The organism is Arthrobacter sp. 10N43 (assembly GCF_056394525.1).
Window position 1 is genome coordinate 1 of sequence record NZ_JBFTIA010000028.1, and the last position, 2,903, is coordinate 2,903.

Consider the following 2,903-nt stretch of genomic DNA (forward strand, 5'->3'; position numbering starts at 1 on the left):
ATCCTGGACCTGCGCGAACTGACGGCCAGGACCGGAGTGACCGCCGAGGACGTGGCCAAGCGCCTGATCGACTTCGGCTTCCACGCCCCCACGCTGTCCTTCCCCGTTGCGGGCACTCTCATGGTGGAGCCCACCGAGTCCGAGGACCTCGGCGAGATCGACCGCTTCATCACGGCCATGGTCGCCATCCGCGCCGAAATCGACCAGGTGGCCCACGGCGACTTCACCGTGGAGCACAGCCCGCTGCGCAACGCCCCGCACACCGCCGCCGCCGTCATCAGCACCGACTGGACGCGCGAGTACCCGCGCGAGCAGGCCGTCTTCCCGGTCCACACGCTCAAGCAGGACAAGTACTTCCCGCCGGTCGGCCGGATCGACGGCGCTGCCGGGGACCGCAACCTGATCTGCTCCTGCCCTCCCCTCGAAGCCTTCGAGGAAGACACAGCAGGCCACTCCGACGACTCCGCCAACTCCGGTTCAAACAAGTAAGGACAGCCAACGATGACTGAGAATTACACGGCACTTTACGAAGAGCACAAGAAGCTCGGCGCCTCCTTCACCGACTTCGGCGGCTGGCAGATGCCGCTGAAGTACAGCTCCGAACTCGCCGAGCACCACGCCGTCCGCACGTCCGCGGGCCTGTTCGACCTCTCCCACATGGGCGAAGTCTGGGTCACAGGCCCGGACGCCGCCGCCTTCCTGGACTACGCCCTGGTGGGCAAGATCTCCGCGATGGCCATTGGCAAAGCCAAGTACTCGCTGATCTGCAACGAGGACGGCGGCATCATCGACGACCTCATCACCTACCGGCGTGGGGAGCAGAAGTTCCTTGTGGTCCCCAACGCGGGCAATGCCAAGGTCGTGGCCGCTGCCCTGGCTGAGCGCGCTGCAGGCTTTGACGTCACGGTCCAAGACGCCTCCGCCGAGACCTCGCTGATCGCCGTCCAGGGTCCCAAAGCCCAGGAGATCCTGCTGCGCCTGGTTCCCGCCGCGCAGCACGAACTCGTCACGGGCCTGAAGTACTACGCCGCTGTCGACGTCCCCTTCATGTTCGGCGGCGCCAGCCAGGACCTCCTGCTGGCCCGCACCGGCTACACCGGTGAAGACGGCTTCGAGATCTTCGTCGCGAACGACGACGCCGCCGCCCTCTGGCAGGCGCTCGTCGCCATCGCCGAAGACGGCGAGCTGACCCCCGCCGGGCTGGCATCCCGCGATTCGCTCCGCCTCGAGGCGGGCATGCCGCTCTACGGCAACGAGCTCTCCCTCGAAGGCGATCCGTTCGCCGCCGGGCTTGGCCCGGTCGTCGCCCTCGCCAAGGAAGGCGACTTCATCGGCAAGGCCGCACTGGCCGCCAAGAAGGAAGCCGGTGCCGGCACCACGACGGGCCGCAAGCTCGTCGGGCTCAAGGGCCTCGGACGCCGGGCAGGCCGTGGCCACTACCCGGTCCTCAAGGATGGCAACGTCGTCGGCGAAGTCACCTCCGGCCAGCCCAGCCCCAGCCTCGGCTACCCGGTCGCGATGGCCTACGTCGACGTCGAGCTCACTGAGCCCGGCACCGCCCTGGACATCGACCTCCGCGGCAAGGCGGAGCCGTTCGAAGTAGTGGCACTGCCTTTCTACAAGCGCGTCAAGTAGCCCGACAAGTACCTCAGCGGACCAGCCGCTTCAGCGGTTCCCAGTTCCGGGGCTGGCTTGCCCCAGTTTTCACGCGTGCTCGCTCGTTTGACCCGCCGTCCCCCTAGCCTCGCAAGCTCGGCCAGGGAACCCCGACGGCGGTCACTCGCTTAGACGCACGCTTTCGAAAACCGCGGCCAGCCAGCCCCTCGAGGACATGTCACCTTTGAGACGACGCCACGCCGGGACCAGTGGGAACTGACGCCTTCGAAAGCCAAAGGTGCTGGGGATTAACTGCCTACCGCGGCTCCGGTTTGTCTCAAGCTCGATCATTGGGGGTTGAGCTTGATGACACCCTTAAAGCCAAGAAGTAGCCCGGCCCTGGAAGATATCGAAAGGCCACGGTTTCTTCCCGGAGAACCCATGGCCCCGAAAACTGAATTTTCTGATAGCGGCAGGGGAGCGGATTCCGGAAGCGTGCGTCTAAGGGAGCGTCGCGTCCGCCCAGCGGGCGCCTTCGCGACCGAGCACGCGGAGGAATTCGGTTTCCGGCCGCGTAACGCGGCCACGGTCATTAAGTTACCCAGCGACAATTGATTTAGCCCACGACTTTTCAAACGTAAAGGAAAAACACATGGCAAAAGTTGCCCCTGAACTGCAGTACTCCGACGAGCACGAGTGGGTTGCGCGGGAAGCCGGGAACGTTGTGTCCATCGGCATCTCCGCTGTGGCCACGGACGCCCTCGGCGACATCGTGTACGTGGACCTGCCCGAGGTCGGCTCCGCGGTGACCGCGGGGGAGACCTGCGGCGAGGTCGAGTCGACCAAGTCCGTCTCGGACCTGTACGCCCCCGTCACCGGCGAGGTCACCGAAATCAACCCCGCCGTCGTCGATGACCCCGCGCTGATCAACAGCGATCCCTACGGCGCAGGCTGGCTGTTCAAGGTGGCCGCCGAATCCGAGGGCCCGCTGCTCTCGGCGCAGGAGTACGCGTCCAAGAACGGTGGCGAACTGTGAGCGCCGCGATGTCCAGCACAACCTTTGAGCAGGTTGTCTCCGCGTCCCTGGACGCGGATTTGTCCGCGCTGGATCCGGAGATCGCCGCGAGGATCGACGCCGAGCTGTCCCGCCAGCGCGATGGCCTGGAAATGATCGCCTCGGAGAACCACACCGCGGTGGCTGTGATGCAGGCGCAGGGTTCGGTGCTGACCAACAAGTACGCCGAGGGCTACCCGGGCAAGCGCTACTACGGCGGCTGCGAGCACGTCGATGTGATCGAGCAGCTGGC

2 protein-coding genes and 2 pseudogenes are annotated in these 2,903 nt (G+C 65.8%); all 4 read left to right on the forward strand.

Annotated features, from left to right (window positions below):
- Nucleotides 1-489 (forward strand): annotated as a pseudogene (locus tag AC1DDO_RS22905) (glycine dehydrogenase (aminomethyl-transferring)); the annotation flags it as partial.
- Between the two features lie 12 nt (nt 490-501).
- Nucleotides 502-1,635: a glycine cleavage system aminomethyltransferase GcvT gene (gene gcvT, locus AC1DDO_RS22910; protein ID WP_476972842.1), complete on the forward strand. Its 1,134-nt coding sequence runs from the start codon at nt 502-504 to the stop codon at nt 1,633-1,635.
- A gap of 613 nt (nt 1,636-2,248) precedes the next feature.
- Nucleotides 2,249-2,632: a glycine cleavage system protein GcvH gene (gene gcvH / locus AC1DDO_RS22915; protein WP_476868846.1), complete on the forward strand. Its 384-nt coding sequence runs from the start codon at nt 2,249-2,251 to the stop codon at nt 2,630-2,632.
- Between the two features lie 8 nt (nt 2,633-2,640).
- Nucleotides 2,641-2,903, forward strand: a pseudogene (locus AC1DDO_RS22920) (serine hydroxymethyltransferase); the annotation flags it as partial.

What these genes read in the sequence shown, in the direction of transcription:
- gcvT (WP_476972842.1), top strand. Translation starts at nt 502, where the DNA reads ATGACTGAGAATTACACGGCACTTTACGAAGAGCACAAGAAGCTCGGC.
- gcvH (WP_476868846.1), top strand. Translation starts at nt 2,249, where the DNA reads ATGGCAAAAGTTGCCCCTGAACTGCAGTACTCCGACGAGCACGAGTGG.